The sequence below is a fragment of the Arthrobacter sp. B0316-5-4 genome (genome assembly GCF_059090325.1).
In genome coordinates, this window is the sequence record NZ_JBNHFN010000006.1 from 229716 (window position 1) to 247102 (window position 17387).

Consider the following 17387-nt stretch of genomic DNA (forward strand, 5'->3'; position numbering starts at 1 on the left):
GAGCAGGTGCTGTTACCTGGTGTGGGGTCAGGAGCTGAGGAGCAGCTCCGATGCCTTCTCCCCGATCATGATGGACGGGGCGTTCGTGTTTCCGCTGGGAACGAACGGAATGATGGATGCATCGGCCACCCGCAGACCCTCGATTCCGCGGACACGGAGCTGAGGATCCACCACCGAGAGGTCGTCAACGCCCATCTTGCACGTGCCAACCTGGTGGTGATAGGTCCCAGCTACCTGGCGGGCGAACTCCCGGACCTGATCCCGGCTCTGGACAGTGGGTCCGGGGGTGAACTCGGACTTCCGGAAGGGCGCGAAGGCCTCCTGCTCTCCGATTTCCCGGCACATAATGATCGCGTCCACCAACGCCTCAACGTCGTACTCCTCCGCGAGGATATTGGGATCCACCAGCGGCGCTGCCGCAGGATCAGCCGACGCCAGGCGCAGCGTTCCACGGGACCTGGGACGCACAATCCCGGGCGCAATGGTGTACCCGTGTTGGGGAGCAGCGCCACCGTCGGTGGGATACGGCAAGTGGAGGAAAAGCGGCTGGAGGTCCGGGGCTTCCTCGTCGGTCTGGTTGCTGTGGGCGTAGAGCTGGCTTTCCAGCAGGTTGTGGCGGCCGGCAACCAACGGTCCTGATGCCTCGTAGGTGTTTCCCGCCAGCAGGTGGTCGTGGAGGTTTTCTCCAACGCCCGGCAAATCCACCACCGAGTCGATCCCAAGGTCCCGGAGCTGTTCCGACGGACCGATCCCCGAAAGCAACAGGATCTTCGGGGAACCAATGGCACCGGCGCTGATGATCACTTCAGCGCCCGCCTCCGCCCGAAGCACCTCACCATCACGGTGATATTCGACGCCGGTGGCTCGCCCGCCGTCGACTACTATCCGGCTGACCAGCGCGTCCGTGGTGACCTTCAAACCAGGGTGGTCCAGCACCGGCGCCACGAAGCTCTGCCACGCGCTGGCGCGCTTTCCGTCCTTGGTGGTGGTGTGATTAAAGCCGACGCCGGTCATCTGGATTCCGTTGAAATCCTCCGTTTCGGTGTGGCCCAGTTCCTTCGCAGCGTCAACAAATGCCTGGGCAGCAGGGTGCCGCTCCGCGATGCGCTCCACGTGGAGAGGCCCGCCTTTGCCGTGGAATTCGCTGGCGCCGTCTGCGTGGTCTTCGGACTTCTTGAAGAGCGGCAGAACCTCGTCCCAGGACCAGCCTTCGGCACCGTTGGCGGCCCACGAGTCGTAGTCGCTCTTGTGTCCGCGGATGTAGATCATACCATTCAGGGAGCTGCTGCCGCCAAGGACCCTGCCGCGCGGCCAATAGAGGCTCCTATTATGGGCGTGCTTCTGCGGGGTGGTCATGACGGCCCAGTCGTTGGCCCCGGTCAGCAACAAGGGCCAGCCTTGTGGGCTGTGGATGTTGGGGTCGGTGTCCACGGATCCGGCCTCAATAACGTGGACTGTGTGTCCGGCGTCCAGCAGACGGCGCACGACGACGCTGCCTGCCGAGCCTGCTCCGACCACTACATAGTCGGCACGATGGGTTTGGTTTTCAGCCATGGGTTCCTCCTTGAACACATCAAACTCCGGGTCTGGCGGGGTGCCTTCCCCAGCAGTCTGCCGCGAACCGCCGTCGTGATTCTTGACCGGGCGCGCACAGCACTGCGCACCATCCGCACGTTTGTGATACGGATCACCAGCTCTCCGGGGGCCGTGGGACACTGGAGGAACCGCCACCTGCGTCCGAGCGTCATTTCAAAGGAGAGCCGACGTGACCGGTGTCATCGCCAGACAGCCGCGTGAAGAATTCACTACCAAGGACCTTGCCAGGACCGATCGTTTTGACGCGTGGAACCAGGCCGTCAACAATGCTTTCGTCCCGCTGACCGTCGTGGCCCGGGACCCGGGAGAGTTCGACGGCGGACTCATCAACCAGACCGTCGGACCGGTCTTCCTCAGTGCTGTGTCCGGCACGGCGAGCCACGTCAGCCGCGGCCAACGCCAGATTCAGGCCAACGATCCCGGCCTGGTGAAACTGGGCCTCCAACTCAGGGGCTACTCCGTGGTGGCCCAGGACGGGCGCGAGGCTGCCCTGACTCCGGGTGACTTCGCCATCTACGACACCACCCGGCCGTACGACCTCTACTTCGACGACGCCTACCGGATGATGGTGGTCATGTTCCCGCCCGAAGCCCTCCACCTGAACCGCAAAAGCATCGCCACACTCACCGCTTCAAGGGTCTCCGGCAGGCAGGGCCTGGGGTCCCTGACGTCCGCCCTTCTTGGGGCAGTGGCGAAGCAACTCCACGAAGGCGCAGTGTCCGACGCCGCCACCGTTTCGGATGCGCTCATGAACCTGGTGTCGGCCGTGTTCGCCGAACGGGTCCCGCCGTCTTCGCCCTTATCGTCCGAGCGGCTCGCGTTGATGGAGCGGATCGAGGCGTTCGTTGCGGACCGCCTGGGCGATCCCGAGCTGACCGTCAGTGACATCGCGGCGGCCCACAATGTATCCGTCCGGTACCTCCAAAAGCTCTTCGAAGAGCGCGACGACACCGTGAGCGCCTGGCTGCGCCGGCAGCGATTGGAGAAATGCCGCACCGATCTGGTGGACCCACGCCTCCGGACCCGCCCGGTATCCGCAGTAGGGATGCACTGGGGCTTCACCGATGCGTCCAGTTTCTCGCGAGCGTTCAAGACCGCGTTCGGCTATTCGCCGTCGGAGTATCGCTACTCGTACCGCCCGGCCTAGACAGGGCCCGCATTCAACGACAGGGCCCGCATTCAACCGAATGGAGTTACCCCTGATTCCCAGTGACTAGGGGCATCTGCGGGAGTAGCCTTGTTCCAGTTGATTTAGTGGATCTCTGTCCGGCTGGGGTTCTGCCGTGGGCCATGTGCGTTCGTCGCTGTCCGACCTCTTGGGGGTACTTTCCGACGCCGTCGCCCCTCAGCACGTCAGGTTCGACGACGGGTCCCCCACCGCCGTCGTTCCTCCACCAGACGCTCCGGTCACGGTGCGGGCGGTAACCCTGAGCAGGGTTGGGCGGTCCCGCCGCGAGGGGCCGGTCCTGGACCTCGAGCTGAGGGTTGCGGTGGAGTGCCACGGTCCGGAACAGCTGGACAACATGGAGCAACTGCTGCTGGCTGTTGAACTCCACAGCCAGTACTCCGTGGTGTCCAACGGCGAATTCCGGCAGGACGAGTACTCCGGCGCTATCCAGCAGGGACTGGGGTTTCTGGTTCGTATCCCGGTGTCCCTCCGCTTCGAGGAACCGTCCGATCCTCCAGCCCGGCCTGCCGAGGGGATGTCAGGAGCGGGCCGCCGGATCCGGGGACGGCTGGTGGACGTGCATAACAAGGGCATTCCCGACGCTTACATCCATGCCCATTCATCCGCTACTGCCGCCGTGAGTGATGCGACGGGGCACTTTGAGGTCCTGACATCTTCCGATGAACTCCAGCACTTCGCTGTTGCCGTGGACGGCACCGAACGGGAAGTCTCGGCCAGCACCAAGAGCCTTCCCCTGATCATTCGCTGGGTCTGATTCTGGAATCATTTGTTCACCCGGGCCGCTCCCATGAAAAGATCAACCATGCGTCCGATGCAGCACTCCAGCAAACTCCAGAACGTCCGCTATGAACTCCGCGGTCCCATCCTCCAAGCCGCCAAGGCCATGGAAGCGGAGGGTCACAGGATCCTCAAGATGAATCTTGGGGACACCGCACCGTTCGGCCTGGAGGCGCCGGAGTCGGTGGTGGTGGACATGATCCATCACCTCCGGGGCGCGCAGGGTTACAGCGATTCCAAAGGGATCTTCTCCGCCCGCACCGCCATTTCGCAGTACTACCAGACCCGCGGACTGATGAACATCGGCGTCGAAGACCTCTTCATTGGCAACGGCGTCAGCGAACTGATTTCCATGACCCTCCAGGCGTTCATGGAGAACGGCGACGAGATCCTCATTCCCGCCCCTGACTACCCCCTCTGGACAGCTGCCGTGACGTTCACCGGTGGCCAAGCTGTTCACTACCTCTGCGATGAGGACGAGAACTGGTGGCCGGACATGGCCGACGTCGAAGCGAAGATCACCCCGCGCACCAAGGGCATCGTGATCATCAATCCGAACAACCCCACCGGGGCCGTGTACCCGCGGCACATCCTTGAGCAGTTCGCCGCCCTGGCCCGGAAGCATGACCTGGTGCTGTTCTCGGACGAGATCTACGAAAAGATCCGCTACGTCGACGCACCCCACATCCACACCGCGGCAGTAGCCGAGGACGTGTGTGTCCTGACGTTCAGCGGACTGTCCAAGGCCTACCGCATGCCCGGGTATCGAGCCGGCTGGGTCGCTGTGACTGGGCCACTTGCTGCCACTGCCGCTTACCGTGAGTCCTTGGAACTGCTGGCTTCCTTGCGCCTCTGCGCCAATGTTCCGGCGCAACACGCCATCCAGACCTGCCTGGGCGGGTACCAAAGCATCGAGGCCCTCATTCGTCCTGGCGGGCGGTTGCGCGAGCAACGGGACTTGGCCTGGAAACTGTTGACGGCCATCCCGGGTGTTTCCTGTGTCCCCGCCGCCGGAGCCATGTACCTGTTCCCGCGGCTGGACCCTGAGATTTACCCAATCGAGAGCGACGAGAAGTTCGTCCTCCAACTCCTGCAGGAACAGAAGATCCTGGTCTCGCACGGCACAGCCTTCAACTGGCCAACGCCGGACCACTTCCGCTTCGTGATCCTGCCGGCAGTGGAGGACATCGAGGAAGCTGTGCGCCGTATATCGCACTTCCTCGCGGCCTACCGGAACCGGCCGGCACGGGAAACCAACTGACTAAAGCGCCGGGTCCACCATGGTCATCCCGGCCGGGCTGGCCTGGTCGAAGCCGGGCAACAGCGCCGCCGCGTCTTCGAGCCCGATGGTGCGTTCGATCAGCAGTTGCGGCTGAAGCGAGCCCTGTTCGATGAGTGCCATCATGCCCGGATAGTCCGTCGCGGCCATCCCGTGGCTGCCCAACAGGTCCAGCTCCCAACCGATCACCCTTGCCATGGGCACTTGCGGGTTGCCGTCGATGGACGGCAACAAGCCGATCTGGACATGCCGCCCGCGCCTGCGAAGGCTAAAGATCGCGTCGGCGCAGGTCTGTTCACTTCCGACGGCGTCCACCGCCACGTGGCTGCCTCCACCGGAGAGGACGTTTACGGTGTCAGGGATGTCCGTGCCATCAGCAAGGATCGTGTGTTCGGCGCCCAGCCGGGCGGCCACAGCCAAGGCTGACGGGTTCCGGTCCACAGCAATGACCCTGGCTCCCATGGCTTTCGCGATCATCACGGCGCTGAGCCCGACGCCACCCGCGCCCACCACGGTCACCCATTCGCCGGCTTTGACCTGCGCACGCGCTGCCAATGCCCGGTATGCCGTGGCGAAGCGGCAGCCGAGGCTGGCCGCCGTCGTGAATTCAATACTGTCCGGGATGGCAACCAGGTTGCTGTCGGCTGCGTGCAGCGCCACGTACTCGGCGAACGATCCCCAGTGGGTGAAACCGGGTTGCTGCTGCTCGGGGCAGACCTGCGCGTCGCCTGCCAGGCACCATTCGCACGTGCCGCACCCGCAGACGAAGGGGACGGTGACGCGGTCGCCCACTTTCCAGTTCCGGACGCCCTCGCCTACTGCATCGATGACACCGGCAAGCTCGTGCCCCGGGACGTGGGGCATGGCGATGTCGTCGTGGCCGGCCCACGCGTGCCAGTCGCTGCGGCACATGCCCGTAGCGAGCACTTTCACCACAACGCCCCCTGCGGGTGCCTCTGGTTTGTCGACCTCCCGAACGTAGGGCTGGGTCCGGACCTCATCAAAAATCACTGCTCGCACGGATCGACTCTAACAATCGGGCAGCACTGTCACACTTTTGCTACTGCTTCCGACATCACTGTTGTAACGCACCAACTCTGAAGGGAAGTCAGCATGACCCGCATCAACATCGGCCGCAGCAACAAACTCGGCTACGCTGCCGTCATTGGCCTGGAAGGTTACGCCCGCACCTCTGTGGACCCTGATCTTTACGAGCTGATCAAGCTCCGCGCCTCGATCCTCAACGGCTGCGGTTTCTGCGTGGATATGCACGCGACCGATGGCCGCAAGCGTGGCATCCCGTCACGGAAGTTGCATGCTGTGGCCGCCTGGCAGCACTCGAAGGTGTTCTTCGACGCCCGCGAGCAGGCCGTCCTTGCCCTCACCGATGCCTTGACCCAGTTGGGGCCCGACACTGTGACCGACGAGATCTGGAACGCTGCGGCAACCCATTTCGACGACGGCCAGATGGGCGGTTTGGTCCTGGCGATCTCCACCATCAATGTATGGAACAGGATTGCGATCAGCACACAGATGGAGCCGCCCGTGGACGAGAAGAATCCGCTGGTCTGAACGGTAACGTGGGCAGCATGACGCTTGCAGTCTCGGCCACGGTGGCGTGGCAAAGCGAACGGAACCGCCTGCTGGGGATTGCCTACCGGATGCTGGGCGACTTCGGCCATGCCGAGGATGTGGTCTCCGAGGTTGGGATCGACGCCGTACGGCAGGAACGGAAGACCGACGGCGGCCGCGTGGACTCCTGGCCGGCATGGCTGACCACCGTGTGCGTGCGCCGTTCCATCGACCGGGTGCGCCAACTCGCCGCGGTGCGGGAGGACTACACCGGACCGTGGCTGCCTGAGCCTGTGGACACCGCGCAATTGCCTGAGGAGGCAGTGGCCAACCGCGAACTGCTGTCCTTGACCTTGCTGCATCTGGCCGAGCAACTGGCACCGGAGGCGCGGGCGGCGTTGGTCCTGCACCGTGCCTTCGGAATGCCCGCACCGGAGATCGCGGACGTCCTGGGCAAGACGCCGGCCGCCGTTCGCCAGCTGATTTCGAGGGCCGAACGCCGCCTGGATATTGACCCCGAAGCACCCGCTCCCCGGGCAAAGGACCGGGCCGCCCTGGAGAAACTCGTCCAAGCCATTGAGCAGGGTGAGATCAACACGGTGGTTTCGATGCTCCACCGCGACGCAGTGCTGTGGGCCGACGGCGGTGGCAAGGTCAAGAGCGCGATGAACCCGCTGTTCGGGGCTTCGAGGATCGCACGCTTCTTTGCGGGCATCCTCGGCAAGGCTGTGGCCTTAGATCCCGTGGAGCCGATCCGGGCCTGGCTTGTGGAGATCAACGGTGGAACGGCTTTGGTGCTCAGGCATAACGGCCGCTCCGACGTCATCGAGGTGGACGCAGCTCCGGATGGAAGCATCCGGGGCCTGCGGCAAGTGTCCAATCCGGACAAACTTACGAGGGTCTGCCGTTCCTAGCCGCGAGTTCGCGGGAAGGCTGCGGGCTCGCCGGGAAACTTCCGTGCGAAGTGGCAGGCTTCCCGCGAACTCGCCAGGCAGCCAGGGCCGCCACACCCAGGCCAGCCGGGACCAGCAGCGCCCATCCGCTGAACACGAGCACAACGAGCATCACCACCGCCGCCACGATCACCCCGTACCAAGCCGGCGTCCCACGGCGAAGCAGTACCACTCCGGCAGCCAAGCCAAAGGCCGTCACCGCGGTGAAGCAAGCCGAGGCCGCGCCGATCTGGAACCCCATGCTCAGCAGACCGGTCGCTGCGAGAGCAAAGGAGATCGACGCCAACATGCCCAGGACGCCGAGACTCACCGATGGGACCTCCCCCGGCCCGACGCCGCGCGCCAAAGCCCGCGGCAGCACGCCGTCGGACGCCAACCTTGCACCGAGCTTGCTGGCACCGGCCACGAAAGTATTCAACGGACCGAACGTGAGCACCGCCGCCGCGACGGCGGTAACCGGTGCTGCCGCAGGGCCGAGCCCTTTCGCCAGCAACTCGGCAACCGGGACGCTGCTGCCCGCGAGCGCGGGCCCCAGGACAGCTACGCACGCAGCCACGAGCCCGATGTACACCACACCGACGACGACGAGCGTCAGCCAGGTTGCCCGCTTCAGGTCGCGCTCGGGGTTGCGGAACTCGCCTGCCAGGTGAGTCACGGCTTCCCATCCCGCGAAACAGAAGAACAACAAGCTGGCCGCACCTCCCACAGCCCAGTAGCCATGCGGGGCAAAGGGCTCGAAATTCTCCACCCGGGCATACGGCCCGGCCACGGCAACAGCGAAGGCCAGCAAAGCCACCAACAAGACCATGAGGAGCAGCTGCAGTTTGCTGGAGACCCTGATGCCCACCGCGTTGCTCAGAAAACCAGCCGCCAGGATCAGCCCCCCGGCAATCAGTGCCGTCTCCCGGCCGCCTCCCATGGCGTGGGCGATGTACTCCCCGCCAATCACCGCCGTGGCGGGCGCGCCGAAGGGAATCGCGAAGTAGAACAAGTAGCCGGCCACTGCTGACGCCCGGTGCCCGAAGGCCCTCGTGACGAACGTTGCTATGCCGCCGGCGTCGGGCTGTTGCCTGGACATTTCGGCGAAACTGAATGCCACGGGCGTGCAGAACACCAGGAGCAAGCCCCACGCCAATATCGACGCCGGCCCAGCCACCTGGGCGGCAATGGCGGGCAGGACCAGCACGCCTGAACCGAGAATGGCACCAACATAGATTCCCGTTGCACGGAAGAGGCCCAGACCCGAACTGTTGACAGCTTTATTCACCATCCCACTGAACAGTATTCGGAAGGGGTCCAACAAGCAGGGATACTGCCTGCAAACAGCAATATCCTGCCGAATTTTGGGCACCCCGTTTAGATGGGCTGCGCCCGGATCCGCCTGAGGCGGGCCACCAGCGTTGTAGCGAGTAACGCCGTCGTGATTTCCAGTGCGATGACCAGCAACAATCCGGCGGCGCCGGATGAATCGACAGCGTTCGACGCCGGCCTGCCGCCATGAGTGTGTCCGGAACCGCCCGCTCCCAGCAGCAGCACGGCGTGCAGGGTGACCATGGCAAGGGCTGAGCCGGTGACTTGGTGGAGTGCACCGACGCGGCTGTGGCGCCAGATGTGGACTGTGCAGGGGATGCACACGGCTGCAAGGGCGATCATGAGGATAGCCAGCCAGGCTTCGTGGTGCCCCGAGGCTGCGAGCCCAAGGTGGACCACGCAGGAAAGTGCGGTCAGGACGGCGCAGACCCGGGGGTGGAGGACGGGTCCGGCCCGTCCTCCACTGATGGCCGTGGCCACGCTAGTGGCAGTGCCCGGCGGACTCGCCGTGCTCTTCGCCCGCCGCACCTGAAGCTGCGGTGCTGTGGCAGCTGGAGCCGGAGGAGTTGGCGGGCACGTCCAACACTGGGCTGCGGTCGAAGAAGCCTTCCGGGCGCAGCTTGAAGCCAACCGTGTCCACGGGCATGATCGGCCAATCTTCAACGCGGGGGAAGTGTGTGAGGCCGAAGGTGTGCCACAGCACGATGTCCTGGCCGTCGATGTCGCGGTCGTGGGACACATACGCTGGCAGCCCGGCGCCGCCGGAGTGCTGGTTCACGAAATCGCCCGTGGGGTAGCGTTCCTCGTCGGCGTAGCGGGTGACCCACACGTCCTTGGTGGCGAACGCGGCGCGCTTGGCAATGGAAGAATCCGGGTCGGCCAGGAGGGTGGGCTGGTTCTCGGAGTGGAGCTTGTAGCCAACAGGCTCACCCAGGCGGTTCCGGGACTCCGGGTTGGAGATGATCCAGGTGCGTCCCGCACGCGCGTCGGCTTCCCGGACGGCCTCGGATTCGCGGGTGAGGAGGGTGCGTTTGCGGGAAAACGCGTTGCCGCGCTCGTTGCCTGGGCCCATGGCCTGGCGGACCACATCTTCTTCCTCCACCCGGTTGGTAAGGCCGTCAACAGCCATGTCCAGGCGGGCACTGAACAGGTGCTGGTGGAAGGGGGCTCCAAGTCCTGGCGCGAGCTGGGAAATGTTGTCCGAGCCGCTTTCCGGGAAAGCGCTGGTGAAGACGACGCCGGTGGCCTTGGCCTCGAATTCAATGGTCCCGTCCAGGTAGAGGTACCAGTAGAAGCCGTAATCGTAGTTGCCGATGGTGGTGAAGAAGGAGATCACCAGACGGCGGTTGCGGCGGGTGTAGTTGATGCCGGTCCAGAGGTCGGAGTGCTTGGAGAGGATTCCCCAGTCTTCCTCGTGCATGCAGATGCCGTTGCGGATTTCGCGGGGGTTCCCGAAGGCATCGCTGATAACCGGGCTCAAGTAGGTGATGTCGCCAAGGCAATCGCAGCCGAGTTCCAGGGAGTTGGCGTACTGGCCCACCAGGTATTCGCCGGTGTCAAAGTAGTTTTGCCAGGACCGGATGGGTGAGGGGTCGCCGTAAGGCACCACCATTTCGGCGATGGATGCACGGTTGATGATGGGCCTGAGCCGGTCTCCGTCCTTGAAGGCCAGGTTGTGGAGGACCACTCCTTCGCGGACGTCGAAGCCGACATCCACGCTCCACTTTTCCCACTCCACGTGGTTGCCGCCGGTAACGGTGAAGCTGGGGCCTTCCGGCTGGGTGATACTGATGGGCTTCTGGGTTTCCCGGAGCGGGCCGGTCAGTTCCGGGTCCGTGTAGTTTCCGTGTTCGGCCGGAATAGGCATAACCCCAAGATCGATGACCTGGGTGACCTCCTTGTTGACCACGTCCACGTAGGCCACCAGCCCATCCACCGGATGCGCCCAAGCGCTGTCCTCGGGAAAGTCCTGCACGAAGGCCAGCCCGCGGAGGATGCGGCGGCCCTTCTCTTCGTCGTATTCGAAAACACCGGCGGACAGCGGGGCCACCCGGACTTTGGCGACGTCCAGGTCGCGGGCTGCAAGGGCTGCAAGCCAACGCTCGTCCGTAGCCAGGAGCGTCTCCACTACCTCGAATTCTTCTTCCAGTACTGGCAGTTCACCGGAGACCTTGGTGTCCAGTTCGGTCGCGGACAGGATCTCGCCACGGGTCACGGAGACGAGGACGTCGGTGGGTGCGCCACCGGAGATGTCGTGGATGAAGATGCGGAAGCGGCGGTCTTTTTCCGTCTGACCGCGGGAGGGGTCCACCAGTCCCAGGTAGGCGATTCGTTTTCCGGAGCCGAGGTGTCCGGCGGCCTGCAGGATTCCCTGGACCTCGGAGATTTCGGCACCCGTGGCGAGGCGGTACTGCGTTTCCTCAATGGCGGCTGTCTCAGTTGCTGTGGGCGTCATGGCTGCCTCTTGTCCGGGACCGCGTACGGTCAGGATTTATTTTCTATAGTTGTAGAGAATAACCAAAACGTAAGATGAGTCACAAGACCTGTCCGCCATATTTTTTCCGGGAGCCCCAACAGTGCCAAAGATTGTGGACCACGATCAACGACGCCTTGAACTGGTGGACGCAACCTGGCGCATCATCGCGAGGCTGGGCATGGAAGGCGCCACCATGCGCGAAATCGCCGAGGAAGCAGGCTTCGCCAACGGCGCCCTCAAGCCCTACTTCCCCACCAAGGACATGCTGCTGACGTCGGCGTTCGGGCACGTTTTCAACCGCACCAACCAGCGCATAGCCTCGATGACCAAGGGGCTGGCAGGAGTAGCCGCGCTCCGCGCGTTCTGCGCCGAGGTACTGCCGCTGGATGAAGAACGCGTCAATGAGGCCCGGATCGTGATCCCGTTCTGGCAAAAAGCGCTCAACGATCCCGACATGGCATCCCTGCACAGCGAGTCCATGAACCAGTGGCACACCACCATCACGGCTCATGCCGCAGCAGCCCGTGCGGCCGGTGAGATCAGCACCCCCATCGGGGACGCCGCCGTCGCCGACCATCTGCTCAACATGATGCTCGGCGCGCAGATCGTGGCCGCACTATCCCCCAACGAACACTTTTCGCAGGACCTTGCCAGGCAGTTGGATAACTACCTGACGCTGCTGGCTGGTTGAGCGGTTCGCATGCCCCACGCGGAAGTCCGCCACCCGAAAACCTCCAGGTTCAGGCATTACACATTACTAGCGAAACCGATACCATTGTGTAATGGTACTGAGCATCCCAGAACTGGCGAGGCGCCTCCACGTCAACGAAAGTCGAGCGCGCCACCTCGTTCAATCCGGACGTATCCGAGGGCTACGGGTGGGTGGACGCTGGATTGTTGAGGAAGTCGATGCTTCCCAATACCTGCCTGGCCGGCCTGCGGGACGCCCCCTGTCCGAACGCAGCGCCTGGCAACTCATGGCATGCTTCTGGGACGACAGCCAGAGCCGCCCCCTCCCGGAGTACTTGGCACCCTCACCCGTAGAACAGCACCGGTTGAAGGAACGCATCAGCCGACTGAGGGACTCCCCCGCTTCGCTGGAACTCCTGGCGGCATGGTTGGCTAATCGGGCCGAAAAGCTCCAGTTCTCTTCCAGCCCGGCCGACCTTGCCGAGCTTCGCGAGGACAAACGGATCCACCTTTCCGGAGTCTCGCACCCGTGGTCTGGGCTGCTGGCCAATTCGGAGCTGGAGGCCTACGTGCAACGCGACGAACTTGAGGACATCGTCAAAGACTGGTTCCTGGTTGAGCCGTCCCCCGGCAAGAGACCCAATGTCGTGCTGCGGGCCGCCGAACGAATCCCGGATGAGCTCCCACCACTTGCGGTCGCGGTGGACTTGGCCGAACGGCAGGGTGCCCGGGAACAGCAAGCCGCACGCGAAATCCTCAGGACAATCCATGCCCATTGAACTTCCGGCAATGCCCCGCGAACAACAGGAAGCTTGGCAAGCGGTCTTTGAAATACATAGCGCGATGCCCCAAGGATGGGTTCTGGTAGGCGGCCAAGCCGTTTTCCTGCACGCTGTCGAGCGAGGTGCTCCGGCCGTGCGGGCTACTAAGGACGCGGACGTGGCACTCGACATCCGGGCATTCCCAACGATGCTTCACGACTTCACGGAACTGCTGGTGCATCTCGGCTTCGAATCCCAAGGCGAATCCCTCGAGGGGTACCAACATCGATGGAAACGCGGAGATGCGGTGGTGGATGTCCTGATTCCTCGACACCTGGGGGAACGGGCGGAGAAGAGACGCGGAGTTACGGGTGGAACCACCATTGCTGCGCCGGCCAGCCAGCAAGCGCTTGACCGCTCCGAGACCGTCGAGGTCCTGGCAGGATTTGTGTCCGGCAGCGTCATCCGGCCCACCATCCTGGGCAGCCTGATAGGCAAAGCGGGAGCCCTGACCATCGTCAATGACCCCCTCTGGCGACGGCACGTAGATGATTTCCTGACCTTGGCCTCTGTTGTGCGCGCCTCGGACCTTCGCGGTATCACCTACAAACCTGCTGAACAGAACCATCTGGCGAACATGCTGGGCCGTCTTACCAATGAACCAGAGCTTATGGATCAGGTGCCGGAATGTGCCGAGGGCGTGGAACGTCTTCGTCTCTCGCTGAATTAGCTTTAGCTCGTGGCCCCCGACGCCACCACACCGACGCCCAGCCCGGCGATCACGCCGCTACTGACACGCTCGACGGCGGTACTCACCTTGGGGCGCTTGAGCCACCGCATCGCCTTGAACGCGACCACCGCGATCATCGAGAGATACGCGAAGGCGATGACGGCCACCACCACACCCAAAACCAAGGAAGTGCCCATGGTGTCGCCGCCGTGCGGGATGAACTGCGGGACCACGGCTAAATAGAACAGCCCAACCTTGGGGTTGAGCAGCGTTGACAGCGCCCCGGCGCCCAAAGCGGAGAGCCGGCTGTAAGGGAGGGGCCCATTCTCCGCTGCACCGTCCACCGCCGGGGCATTGGCGGCCTTGGCGGCCTTCCGGGACTTGATGAACGACGACACTCCCAGGTACAGCAAGTACAAACCGCCCGCGATCTTGAGCCAACGGAAGAGTTCGGCTGACTGCTCCAGGAGCGCGGCAAGCCCCACGCCCACCAGCGCTGCCCAGACAATCGCGCCAGCCGCCGAACCCGCGGCAGCGGCAATCCCTGCGCTGGGTCGGTTCAAGGCAATCCTGAGCACCAGGAACGTGTCCGGCCCCGGGGTTACGGAGAGAACCAGGCAGAGACCGGCGAAAGCAGCGAGGGAAGCGAGAGTCACAAGACTGATTGTCGGGCATGACGGGTGGGTTGCGAAAGCCACGCCAACATAAAGCGTTCACTTCCCGTCAAGGGCTGTTCGTGCATAGACAAGGCCCTTCCCCGTGACGCCGACCACACTGGAAACATCGCCGCGCGCCTTACTGGCCGCCAAGACTTACTACCCGAGCGGAGTACCAATGGAGACTTACGACGCCCTGCTGGCCTCGATTACCCCAGCCACCGGCCAGAACAGCCGCACCATCTTCGACCCGGCCACGGGTGAGGCTGTCGGCGAAGCCCCCGTGCACACCGTCGAGGACCTCGAAGCCGCCATCGCCGCTGCCACTGCTGCGCAACCCGCATGGGCTGCCTTGGGCCACGACGCAAGGTCCGCTGCGCTCATGAAAGCCGCCGACGCCGTCGAACGCTCTGCAGAAGAACTCGCCCAGCTGCTCTCCCGCGAGCAGGGCAAGCCGCTGAACGGCCCAAACGCGCGCTTCGAAGTCGGCGCCTGCGCGGCGTGGCTGCGCGCCACCGCATCCACTCCGCTCGACCCGGAAACCGTAGTGGACGACGGCGAAACCCACGCCGAACTGCACTACCGGCCCATCGGCGTCGTGGGTGCCATTGGACCGTGGAACTGGCCCATGATGATCACCGTTTGGCAGATCGCCCCGGCATTGCGCATGGGTAACGCCGTGGTGGTCAAGCCCTCCGAATACACGCCGCTGTCCGTTCTGGCGCTGGCCAGGATCATCAACGAAGAACTGCCCGAGGGCCTGCTTTCGGTCATTTCCGGGGGCCGCGACGTCGGCGAAGCCCTGGCCTCGCACGACGCAATCGGCAAGGTCATGTTCACGGGTTCGACTGCCACGGGCAAGGCGATCATTCGCTCCTCCGCGGACACCGTCAAGCGCCTCACCTTGGAACTCGGCGGCAACGACGCCGGCATCGTCCTGCCCGATTCCGACCCTAAAGCCATCGCCGAGGGGCTCTTCTGGGGCGCGTTCATCAACACCGGCCAGACCTGCGCCGCCCTGAAGCGGCTCTACGTGCACGAATCCCAGTACGAGGCCGTGTGCACCGAACTCGCCGCCGTCGCTGCCGCCATGCCTATGGGTAACGGGCTCGACGAGAATAATGTCCTCGGTCCGCTGCAGAACCGGCAGCAGTACGACATCGTGGCCCGGCTGGTTGAGGCCGCCCGCGAGTCCGGCGCCCGCATCCTGGTTGGTGGTAACCCCGAGGCCGACCAGCCCGGCAATTTCTACCCCACCACCCTGGTAGCGGACATCGACAACGACAACCCGCTGGTCGCGGAGGAGCAGTTCGGCCCCGCCCTGCCGATCATCAAGTACAGCACCGTTGACGAGGCAGTCGCCAAGGCAAACGCGCTCGACGTCGGACTCGGCGCCTCCGTCTGGTCCTCCGACCTGGGCGCGGCCCGCGAAGTCGCCGCACGCATCCAAGCCGGCACCGTGTGGATCAACAAGCACGGCGCAGTGGACCCCCGTGTCCCGTTTGGCGGCGCCAAGCAGTCCGGCTATGGCCTGGAGTTCGGCGTCGAGGGCCTCAAGGCGCTGGGCGTACCGCAGATCATCAACGGCTAGGCCATCCGGTCGCCCAGCCAGGGGACAGATACCGCCGCATTGAGCCCTCATTGCGACGTTACCTGTCCCTTGGTTGGGCTCTCCCTGCGGCTCTTGTCAGTCACAGGGTGGACGCGTTTGGGTCCATGCATGGCCTGCGTGAAAGCATGAGGACCATGGCCCAGAAGATTGCGTATCAAGGTGAACCGGGAGCCAACTCGGATCTCGCGTGCAAGGAAATGTTCCCCGAGCTCCAGAGCGTGCCGTGCGCGAGCTTTGAGGACGCATTCGAGTTGGTATCAACCGGGGAAGTCGACCTGGCCATGATCCCGATCGAGAACTCCATCGCCGGCCGGGTGGCTGACATCCACGTCCTCCTCCCCCAGTCCAAGCTGCAGATCGTCGGCGAGTACTTCCTGCCCATCCGCTTCGACCTCCTGGGAATTCCGGGCAGCACCATCGAAGGCGCCACCGAGGTCCACAGCCACATTCACGCACTGGGACAATGCCGCCGGATCATTCGAGAAGCAGGCCTCAAGCCCGTGATCGCCGGCGACACCGCGGGTTCAGCCCGCGAAGTCAGGGACTGGAACGATCCCCGCAAACTGTCCTTGGCTCCGCCGCTTGCCGCCCAACTGTACGGCCTGGAGGTCCTGGCGTCCGGCGTCGAAGATGACCCCACGAACACCACACGCTTTGTGGTCCTCGCACGGGAACGCGAGCTTCCCACCAAGGAAGAACTGCCGGGTCCCGCGATCACCAGCTTCGTCTTCCGCGTCCGCAACGTTCCGTCGGCGCTCTACAAGGCACTCGGCGGATTCGCGACCAATGGCCTGAACATGACACGGTTGGAAAGCTACATGGTGGGCGATGAGTTCGCCGCCACCATGTTCCTTTCCGACGTCGAGGGACACCCCCAGGACGCCCGCTTACGGCGGGCGCTTGAGGAACTGGAATTCTTCACCACGGAAGTGCGGATCCTGGGCGTTTACGCGGCGGACGGTTACCGCGAGCGGAACACGGTTAGTGCCTGACCCGTTGCACTAGTACGCAGCCCGCCGCGACCAGGAAGCAACACCACTGATGACACAGGCACCACCAAGACCCCAGCCCGTCGCCGACACCGCCAAGAGAGTACGGGCCATCGTGTGGATCCTGATCGCGGCCGTTGTTGCGGCAGGGGGCATCTGGTTCGCTGTGTCCACGGCCACCAAACCATCACCCAGTACGTCCGCCCCGCTGGACGGGCCGCAGTTGGTCCGTGAAGACAGTCACCGGATCACCACTCCTGCCACGGAGAAGGCGCAACTGGTGGAGTTCCTGGACTTCGAATGCGAATCCTGCCGGGCAGCTGTGCCCTTGGTGGAGGAACTGAAAAAGGAATACGGGGACCGGATCACGTTCGTCCACCGCTACTTCCCCCTGCCCGGACATCGGAATTCCGGAACCGCTGCACTGGCAGTCGAAGCCGCGGCACAGCAGGGAAAGTACGAAGCGATGGTGGCCAAGCTCTTCGAAACCCAGCCTCAGTGGGGCGAAAAGCAAGATTCCCAAGCAGCGACGTTCCGCAGTTACGCGGGGGAACTGGGCCTCGACTTGGCCCAATACGATGCTGCTGTCGCAGATACGAAGACCGAGGCTCGGATTCGGAAGGATGCCAGCGACGGTCGGGCCCTCGGCGTCACTGGCACTCCGACGTTCTTCCTCAACGGCAAAAAGCTCACTTTGGACACCGAAGAACAGTTCCGCCAACTCCTTGACGAAGCCGCTAAGTAGAGGTGTCGGCTTCCCGACGCCGGGCGTGGAGCTTTGCGATGGACCTGCCAG

General features: G+C 63.9%; 17 protein-coding genes. 11 read left to right on the forward strand and 6 right to left on the reverse strand.

Annotation, left to right across the window (positions count from 1 at the left end; genetic code table 11):
• Positions 1-27: 27 nt before the first annotated feature.
• Complete coding sequence (locus tag AC5RU9_RS19365; RefSeq protein ID WP_494017736.1) at positions 28-1554, reverse strand: GMC family oxidoreductase; 1527 nt, start codon at positions 1552-1554, stop codon at positions 28-30.
• A gap of 211 nt (positions 1555-1765) precedes the next feature.
• Between AC5RU9_RS19365 and AC5RU9_RS19370 the strand changes: the two genes are divergently transcribed.
• The 3 genes from AC5RU9_RS19370 (at position 1766) to AC5RU9_RS19380 (ending at position 4823) form a co-directional block, all read left to right on the forward strand.
• A complete protein-coding gene (locus AC5RU9_RS19370; RefSeq protein ID WP_494017737.1) occupies positions 1766-2743 on the forward strand; it encodes an AraC-like ligand-binding domain-containing protein in 978 nt (325 codons plus the stop codon).
• Positions 2744-2879: 136 nt separating this feature from the next.
• Entirely contained in the window at positions 2880-3539 is a 660-nt protein-coding gene (locus tag AC5RU9_RS19375; RefSeq protein ID WP_211713670.1) for a hypothetical protein, read from the forward strand.
• Between the two features lie 48 nt (positions 3540-3587).
• Entirely contained in the window at positions 3588-4823 is a 1236-nt protein-coding gene (locus AC5RU9_RS19380; RefSeq protein WP_494017738.1) for a pyridoxal phosphate-dependent aminotransferase, read from the forward strand.
• Here the strand turns inward: AC5RU9_RS19380 and AC5RU9_RS19385 are convergent, their stop codons facing one another.
• Entirely contained in the window at positions 4824-5861 is a 1038-nt protein-coding gene (locus tag AC5RU9_RS19385; RefSeq protein ID WP_494017739.1) for a zinc-dependent alcohol dehydrogenase family protein, read from the reverse strand.
• A 93-nt stretch (positions 5862-5954) separates the two neighbouring features.
• On the opposite strand from AC5RU9_RS19385, the gene AC5RU9_RS19390 reads away from it, so the two are divergent.
• Together AC5RU9_RS19390 and AC5RU9_RS19395 are read left to right on the forward strand one after the other, a co-directional pair.
• Positions 5955-6413 carry a carboxymuconolactone decarboxylase family protein gene (locus AC5RU9_RS19390; protein WP_494017740.1) on the forward strand — a complete coding sequence of 153 codons (459 nt, stop codon included), beginning with the start codon at positions 5955-5957 and terminating at the stop codon, positions 6411-6413.
• A gap of 17 nt (positions 6414-6430) precedes the next feature.
• Positions 6431-7327, forward strand: a complete 897-nt coding sequence (locus tag AC5RU9_RS19395) for a sigma-70 family RNA polymerase sigma factor (RefSeq protein WP_494017741.1) — start codon at positions 6431-6433, stop codon at positions 7325-7327.
• On the opposite strand, the gene AC5RU9_RS19400 is transcribed toward AC5RU9_RS19395, so the two are convergent.
• The 3 genes from AC5RU9_RS19400 to AC5RU9_RS19410 all read right to left on the reverse strand — a co-directional run bounded on the left by AC5RU9_RS19400 (position 7305) and on the right by AC5RU9_RS19410 (position 11132).
• Positions 7305-8636 (reverse strand): APC family permease, encoded by a 1332-nt coding sequence (locus tag AC5RU9_RS19400; RefSeq protein WP_494017742.1) that lies wholly within the window; start codon positions 8634-8636, stop codon positions 7305-7307. The two genes, AC5RU9_RS19395 and AC5RU9_RS19400, sit on opposite strands and share 23 nt — an antisense overlap.
• 86 nt (positions 8637-8722) lie before the next feature.
• On the reverse strand, positions 8723-9157 hold the full coding sequence (locus tag AC5RU9_RS19405) for a hypothetical protein (protein WP_494017743.1): 435 nt from the start codon (positions 9155-9157) through the stop codon (positions 8723-8725).
• A gap of 1 nt (position 9158) precedes the next feature.
• Complete coding sequence (locus AC5RU9_RS19410) at positions 9159-11132, reverse strand: primary-amine oxidase (protein ID WP_494017744.1); 1974 nt, start codon at positions 11130-11132, stop codon at positions 9159-9161.
• A gap of 121 nt (positions 11133-11253) precedes the next feature.
• On the opposite strand from AC5RU9_RS19410, the gene AC5RU9_RS19415 reads away from it, so the two are divergent.
• The 3 genes from AC5RU9_RS19415 (at position 11254) to AC5RU9_RS19425 (ending at position 13334) form a co-directional block, all read left to right on the forward strand.
• Positions 11254-11844, forward strand: a complete 591-nt coding sequence (locus AC5RU9_RS19415; protein WP_494017745.1) for a TetR/AcrR family transcriptional regulator — start codon at positions 11254-11256, stop codon at positions 11842-11844.
• Positions 11845-11935: 91 nt separating this feature from the next.
• The gene (locus AC5RU9_RS19420) at positions 11936-12622 is read left to right on the forward strand and encodes a helix-turn-helix domain-containing protein (protein WP_211713662.1); all 687 of its coding nucleotides are present in this window, start codon (positions 11936-11938) and stop codon (positions 12620-12622) included.
• Complete coding sequence (locus tag AC5RU9_RS19425; protein WP_494017746.1) at positions 12612-13334, forward strand: hypothetical protein; 723 nt, start codon at positions 12612-12614, stop codon at positions 13332-13334. The genes AC5RU9_RS19420 and AC5RU9_RS19425 overlap by 11 nt, the downstream gene beginning before the upstream one ends.
• A 2-nt stretch (positions 13335-13336) precedes the next feature.
• Here AC5RU9_RS19425 and AC5RU9_RS19430 read toward each other — a convergent pair whose 3' ends face one another.
• Positions 13337-13990, reverse strand: coding sequence for a LysE family translocator (locus AC5RU9_RS19430; RefSeq protein ID WP_494017747.1), 654 nt, complete (start codon positions 13988-13990; stop codon positions 13337-13339).
• Positions 13991-14168: 178 nt separating this feature from the next.
• Between AC5RU9_RS19430 and AC5RU9_RS19435 the strand changes: the two genes are divergently transcribed.
• The 3 genes from AC5RU9_RS19435 (at position 14169) to AC5RU9_RS19445 (ending at position 17336) form a co-directional block, all read left to right on the forward strand.
• The gene (locus tag AC5RU9_RS19435) at positions 14169-15581 is read left to right on the forward strand and encodes an aldehyde dehydrogenase family protein (protein WP_494017853.1); all 1413 of its coding nucleotides are present in this window, start codon (positions 14169-14171) and stop codon (positions 15579-15581) included.
• A gap of 155 nt (positions 15582-15736) precedes the next feature.
• A complete protein-coding gene (locus AC5RU9_RS19440; protein ID WP_494017748.1) occupies positions 15737-16594 on the forward strand; it encodes a prephenate dehydratase in 858 nt (285 codons plus the stop codon).
• A 49-nt stretch (positions 16595-16643) separates the two neighbouring features.
• Positions 16644-17336 carry a DsbA family protein gene (locus AC5RU9_RS19445; protein WP_494017749.1) on the forward strand — a complete coding sequence of 231 codons (693 nt, stop codon included), beginning with the start codon at positions 16644-16646 and terminating at the stop codon, positions 17334-17336.
• Positions 17337-17387: the final 51 nt, after the last annotated feature.